The sequence below is a fragment of the Bradyrhizobium sp. genome, assembly GCF_035273305.1.
In the GTDB taxonomy this organism is placed as follows: Bacteria; Pseudomonadota; Alphaproteobacteria; order Rhizobiales; family Xanthobacteraceae; genus Bradyrhizobium.
Genome location: NZ_DATEPI010000313.1, coordinates 1 through 5,875 on the forward strand (window position 1 = coordinate 1; position 5,875 = coordinate 5,875).

The following is a 5,875-nucleotide window of genomic DNA, read 5'->3' on the forward strand; positions in this document are numbered from 1 at the left end:
ATGGGCATGTCATCGGAGGAGTATTCGTTCGAGCCGTATAGCGGGCCGTAGGCATTGACCGTCGGATTGCGCCGGTCGGTGGAGATCAGGTCGTGGACGAAATGTTTCTCAGTAGCCCACTCCCACGAGGAGATGACAACGTTGCGCTCAATACCGACCGGACGCTGCGGCTTGTTCTTCGGCAGCTCACCGGCGGCCACTCGATCGGTCCAGTCGCCAAAATATTTGAACGGTACGCCGCCGAGCTGTCCGGCAAGGCGGTTCACCATCCATTCCCCGGTCTGGCCGGAGGAAACACGACGCATCCACGCCTCTTCGCCGGACTTGAACTCCCCGAACGCTGCCGGGATGGTGCGGGTCGCTTCCTGGCCAAGCTGATGGCATCCGACGCAATCGACGTTGTTCATGCGCTGGCGCCAGATGTCTTGCGTGATCTCCTTTGGAATGTCGGTGCTGCCGCCGAAATCCTTGGCCGGTGGAATCTTTAACAGGGTGAACCAGTAAATTGCCGGATAATAATGCGCAGCCGCAGCCTCGTTCGGCGCCGGCACCGCCGTTAGGCTGAGCAGCTGGCCCGGCTTAGCGCGAAGTTTTGGCGAATCCACCAGACCGTAGCCGCGGACCCAGACCTCGTAATTCACCATTGGCGGCAAGTCGGGGATCACAAACCGGCCCTGATCGTCCGTGACAACGATCTTGGCAAATTTCGTAGGCAGTTCTGAAGTCTCGGCAATCACCCAAACGCCCGCTTCAGGGCCGGTTGGGCCGCGTACCACGCCGCCGATATCATCCGCATCGATGGTAACCGCCGGCTGTTGCGCCTTAGCAGGCAAAGAAAGCAGCCCTGCTGCGATTACCGTCAAGCCGATCGTAAAAAGCGATAGCGTCGACTTTCTCGGATTCATGTTGCTCCCCTCGATACCGGGTTTTTGGCACCCGTTAGTCCTCGAGCCTACACTAACCTGTCATTGACGCCAGAGGTTGAAACTTCCGCGAGAACCGCGCATCAGCGTTCCCGACAAAGTTTTCATGGCGCAAACAAAAAGGCTGTCGCGATTACTCCATCGCTGACGAGATCTTCGTACACTCGCCGCCCCGCAAAGCGTTCAGGTGGTCGGAACAAAGGCGAGCGTCGCGACATTTTGTCGTTCTTACGTGCCCCCAAGTCAAAATGAGGCCATAAGCAAGGCGCAAATGGCAGATGCTATTGCATGATGACAGAATGTCGGTGCATTCCGCTTGCGCGCCACGAACAAACGACATCCGGCATCAGTGATTTGACTTTGGCAGGGCCACCCGTTCTAGTGGACCGTGTTTTGCCGGCGATTGCGTGCAAACTTTCGACACTTTTTTGTCAGCTTCCGCCGCTTCGGTGTGCGACAAATGAACAGCGAGCCCAGAATGAGTGCGCATTTCAAGCGCCAGCTTGCCGACTACGTGGAATACCACCGCGATCCGCGAAATTGCGCGCTGCATGTATTCGGAATCATGTTCTTGTTTCTGGCTGCGGTTCTGCCGTTGAGCTTGTGGCCTGTTCACGCATCAGGCATGCAGATCAGCATTGCAGCCATCCTCGTCGTTCCAGCTCTGGTTTATTGGTTGCTGCTCGACCTTCGCATTGGCATGGGCATCGTCGGCGCTGCATTCCTGCTGCTTGCCACCGCGAGCCTCATTGTGAATTACGCCAGTGTTGCCTCGGTGGTGATGATCACTGCGGCCTTGATCGTGATCGGTGTGGGATTTCAAATCGTCGGTCATCGGGTGTTCGAAGGCCGACAACCGGCGCTGGTGGACAACCCAAGTCACTTGCTGATTGGACCGATGTTTGTCATGGCCAAATTATATATTGCGCTCGGTTTGCGGAATGATCTTGCCGCTATCATCGCTTCAAATCTTCAACCGGCAGTTCGCAACACTTCTGCTCTCCCCGACCATCTGAGCAAGTCGCTCCCGCATACATGACCAGCATTCTTGTAACCGGCGGCAGCGGTTTCATCGGACAACACCTCGTATCCGCGCTCGTTCGACAAGGCCGACAGGTTCGGGTGCTCGATATTCGCTCCCCCAATTCTGCTTTGCCGGAAGTGGAATATCTACAAGGTTCGGTGCTCGATCCGACCCTGGTCGAGCAGTCCGTGCGCGGTGTCGATCAAGTTTATCACCTTGCTGGCCATCCCGGCATGTGGATGCCGAGCAAGGCGGATTTTCATGAGATCAATTGCCGCGGCACGGAAATAGTCATTTCAGCGGCGCGCAAACACGGCGTCGATCGGTTGCTCCACTGCTCCACGGAATCCATTCTTTTCCGCCGTTCGGCATCAAGCGATTCGGCCGAGGACGCGCTCTTGTCGGCCGACGAAATGCCCGGTCCGTACACTCGCTCGAAAATGCTCGCGGAACAGTTCGCGGTTCAAGCAGCGAGATCGGGATTCCCGGTGGTGATCGGCACGCCGACCATGCCGATCGGGCCGCATGATTGTAATCTCACACCGCCGACAGCGATGCTCCGGCATTTCCTCACTGGCCGGCTTCAATTGTATCTGGACTTTATCGTGAACCTGGTTGATGTGCGCGACGTCGCCGCGGGATTGATTCTTGCGATGGAGCGCGGCCAGGTAGGCCATCGCTACCTCCTTGGCGGTGAGAGCATTCCGCTGAAGAAAATTCTTCGCCTGGTGGCATCTCTCAGCGGCGGACGGCGCGTCCAAATACCGGTTTGTGGCGCGGTTGCGAAAACTGCCGCGGCGGCGCTGGAATTCGTCGCCGACCATGTGACGCGACGCCCTCCCTCCGGCACGGCCGAGGGTGTCCGGATCGCGTTGCGGGCGACGACGCTTTCGACGCGGAAGGCGGAGCATGAACTGGGCTACGCTCCAGGTCCGGTCGAGCCGGCGTTGCGAGATACCATTGCTCATCTGCTCAGGACCGCCCCTTAGAGTCGTGCGGGCGCGACGTTTGCCAGCCCGATACAATCAGGAATATAATTTTGTATGTCGCATGATGCTAACTCGGCGCTGGCAGTCATCTGGAGTGGATGGACCGCCACGTGGCCGACCCAGTTGCTGGCATTGATCTGGATCGTCTGGCTCATCAGCTGGGCGATCGGCGCTTTTTTCTCCGCTCGAACCGAGAAGCACGTCAGGACGTGGGACTCCCGCGCCTACCGAATTCCCATCCTGGCGGGCGCCGTATTGCTTACGCCATGGACCGCCGGGGTATTGGGCGAGCAACGGCTCTGGAATCCCGGAAACGCCATTACCTACGTCCTTGCGGCGGTAACATTGGCGGGCACGCTATTCACCTGGTGGGCGCGAATTCATCTCGGACGGTTTTGGTCGAACGCGATCACACGGAAGGAAGGCCACCGGGTCATCGATACCGGTCCCTACGGCCTTGTTCGCCACCCGATCTATACGGGGCTTATCGCAGCCATGTTGGCGACTGCCGTCGCCGTCGGCACGGTAACAGCGTTCTTGGGCGCATCCCTGATTGCGATCGGGCTTTGGCAGAAGGCTCGCATGGAAGAAGGGTTCTTGACCAGCGAACTTGGGGCAGACGCTTACGGACCATACTGTCGCCGTGTCCCAATGCTGATTCCATTTTTGCGGCCACGTTGAACAGCGCCTAATCGCGCGCGCTCGCGGCAGCCCCGGGCGCACTCGCCTGCACCGGCTGCTTTTGCCTGGCGAACGTGTCTCCGCCGCGGCTGAACACGACCGCATCGATGGCGCTGATAACCTTCTGCTGAATGATCGGGTTCTTATCGATTGACAGGTGCCCGATACCAGGTACGCCCTGCACGTCCACATTCTCCAGCGCACCACGAAAATCTTTGGTTGGCGTGACCGGCTCGCCGGCCCCACTAGCGACGTAGAAGTTGATATAGCGCTCCGCGTTGCCAGCGAGCTTGGTGCGGAAGACTGAATCCAGGCCGATCGCCAGCTTCACGGGAACGCCGAGCTGGCCCAAGCGCGCTACCATATCCGGCAATGCCGTCGCGCCGGAGGAGTGCCCCACCAAAATAATGTTGTGCGCTCGCCCGCTCCTGTATTCCGCGGCCGCTTCGTTCGCAAGCGCCGACCACGAGACAAAGTTCGCCACCGTGACGGGAATGCCCCTCGCCTGCAACCTCGCCGCGACTTCATCGAGCCCAAGCGAGAATATGTTCAACACGCCGCGCAGCAGGTAAACGTGAGCGGTCGCGGCGGGGGCCACCGACGTCGCCGCGTTGACCACGGCCGGAGAGCCGATCAAAAAGATTGCGATGAGCAACGCCGCAATGCGGTTCAACACTGATCGAGGAAGCCAGAAAGACACGCGTGCCGATCGCGTATAGCCAGTGTATGGCTTCATAGCCCCTCTCGAAGACCTATCATCTATTGTGTTGCAGGGTAGCCTTCGCATCTTCGCACCTGCAACAGGCCGTGGAGCAGTCAGGTTATTTTAATCGCCACGCGTATCTCATGTGCAACACGGGGTTGCCGCAGGCGGACGTTTGAAACGCGGTCAACGCCCAGCGACGACCCTGAAGCCGTGCGTCATCAGCGGCGCTGCGCCTCCGCGCGCAGATCGATCGGGATTTGGACGATAGATACCGCGCCGGTCGGGACAGGGTTTGAACGCATCGGTTATTCCAACAACCGATTCGGCGGCACCTAACGCCAACACACCATCGGGCTCGATGCTTCGCACAAGGCGCTCGAACACGCCGGTCTTGGTCTCCTGGTCGAAATAGATCAGGACGTTGCGACAGAAGATCACGTCGAACGTGCCGATATGGGAGAAGTCCTCCAGCAGATTGAGCTGCCGGTGCGTAACCATGGCCCGGATATCCGGATTGAGCTGCCACAACTCTCCAATCTGGGTGAAATACCTGACCAGCATCTGAATGGGCAGCCCTCGCTGCACCTCGAACTGGCTGTAAATTCCCGCTTTCGATTTCTCAAGCACCTCGTGCGACAGATCGGTCGCAACGATTTCGACGCGCCACCCGACCAGTGCCGCGAATTCCCTCACGTACATTGCGATCGAATAGGGCTCCTGTCCCGTGGATGATGCCGCGCACCAGATGCGCAGGCTGCGGCGATGAGCGCGCGCCTGCACCAGCGCCGGCAGGATCGTTTGCCGCAGATGGTCGAACGGAATTTTATCGCGGAAGAAGAAGGTCTCGTTGGTGGTCATGGCTTCGACCACGTCCGACGTCAGCGCTGCGGCGCCGCTCTTGATTTTCTGGACGAGCTCGGCGAGGTCGGCCAGCCCCGCCCTTCTCGCCAACGGGATCAATCGGCTTTCGACTAGGTATTGTTTGTCGGACGACAGGTCCAGACCTGATCGTTCCTTCAGAAGCTTGCGCAGAAACTCATACTCAAGCGGGGTCACGAGCGATCTCCCGAAAACAAGCGGATTAGTTTAGGCGCGATCTGTCGAAGCGGCAGAACAGCGGCGCAGATGCCAGCATTCGCGACGGCGCCCGGCATTCCCCACACCACGCTCGACGCTTCATCCTGGGCAATGATGTTGCCGCCGGCCGCGACAATCTCCTTACCGCCGCGCATGCCATCCGAGCCCATGCCGGTCAGCACAAGCGCGAGCACGCCGCCCTGCCACACATCGATCCCCGAGCTGAACAATGGGTCAACCGCGGGTTTGCAGAAATTGATCGGCGGCCCGTCATCCAGAGCGATGACGGCGTCCACGCCTTGTCGCGTTACCCGCATGTGGCGGCCGCCTGGGGCGACATAGATCTGGCCCGGCTTGACGACCTCGCCGTCTATCGCTTCGTGCGCGGGCCGATGGCTGGAGCGCGCAAGATGCTCGGCCAGGATCGTGGTGAAGGTGGGCGGCATGTGTTGTGTGATCAAAACCGGAAAGCGGT

6 protein-coding genes and 1 pseudogene are annotated in these 5,875 nt (G+C 59.4%); 3 read left to right on the plus strand and 4 right to left on the minus strand.

Translation table 11 applies throughout. The features are described 5' to 3' along the window. Nucleotides 1-905 (minus strand): annotated as a pseudogene (locus tag VJV58_RS20720) (carboxypeptidase-like regulatory domain-containing protein); the annotation flags it as partial. Between the two features lie 496 nt (nucleotides 906-1,401). On the opposite strand from VJV58_RS20720, the gene VJV58_RS20725 reads away from it, so the two are divergent. Genes VJV58_RS20725 through VJV58_RS20735 form a run of 3 tightly spaced genes read left to right on the plus strand, consistent with a single transcriptional unit; the run spans nucleotide 1,402 to nucleotide 3,617 of the window. Beyond that, nucleotides 1,402-1,962 carry a DUF962 domain-containing protein gene (locus VJV58_RS20725; RefSeq protein WP_324139236.1) on the plus strand — a complete coding sequence of 187 codons (561 nt, stop codon included), beginning with the start codon at nucleotides 1,402-1,404 and terminating at the stop codon, nucleotides 1,960-1,962. After that, entirely contained in the window at nucleotides 1,959-2,936 is a 978-nt protein-coding gene (locus VJV58_RS20730) for an NAD-dependent epimerase/dehydratase family protein (RefSeq protein WP_324139237.1), read from the plus strand. The genes VJV58_RS20725 and VJV58_RS20730 overlap by 4 nt, the downstream gene beginning before the upstream one ends. A 54-nt stretch (nucleotides 2,937-2,990) precedes the next feature. Further along, nucleotides 2,991-3,617 carry an isoprenylcysteine carboxylmethyltransferase family protein gene (locus VJV58_RS20735; RefSeq protein ID WP_324139238.1) on the plus strand — a complete coding sequence of 209 codons (627 nt, stop codon included), beginning with the start codon at nucleotides 2,991-2,993 and terminating at the stop codon, nucleotides 3,615-3,617. A gap of 7 nt (nucleotides 3,618-3,624) precedes the next feature. Here VJV58_RS20735 and VJV58_RS20740 read toward each other — a convergent pair whose 3' ends face one another. From VJV58_RS20740 to VJV58_RS20750, 3 genes are all read right to left on the minus strand, one after another. Then, on the minus strand, nucleotides 3,625-4,353 hold the full coding sequence (locus VJV58_RS20740; RefSeq protein ID WP_324139239.1) for a hypothetical protein: 729 nt from the start codon (nucleotides 4,351-4,353) through the stop codon (nucleotides 3,625-3,627). Between the two features lie 153 nt (nucleotides 4,354-4,506). After that, complete coding sequence (locus VJV58_RS20745; RefSeq protein ID WP_324139240.1) at nucleotides 4,507-5,379, minus strand: protein-glutamate O-methyltransferase CheR; 873 nt, start codon at nucleotides 5,377-5,379, stop codon at nucleotides 4,507-4,509. Continuing rightward, the coding region (locus tag VJV58_RS20750) for a chemotaxis protein CheB (protein WP_324139241.1) at nucleotides 5,376-5,875 on the minus strand (500 nt) is incomplete at its 5' end. The genes VJV58_RS20750 and VJV58_RS20745, both read right to left, overlap by 4 nt.

Bases quoted from the DNA above. Each gene is read 5' to 3' on its own strand.
- VJV58_RS20725 (WP_324139236.1), top strand. From the start codon at position 1,402: ATGAGTGCGCATTTCAAGCGCCAGCTTGCCGACTACGTGGAATACCAC.
- VJV58_RS20730 (WP_324139237.1), top strand. From the start codon at position 1,959: ATGACCAGCATTCTTGTAACCGGCGGCAGCGGTTTCATCGGACAACAC.
- VJV58_RS20735 (WP_324139238.1), top strand. From the start codon at position 2,991: ATGTCGCATGATGCTAACTCGGCGCTGGCAGTCATCTGGAGTGGATGG.
- VJV58_RS20740 (WP_324139239.1), bottom strand. From the start codon at position 4,353: ATGAAGCCATACACTGGCTATACGCGATCGGCACGCGTGTCTTTCTGG.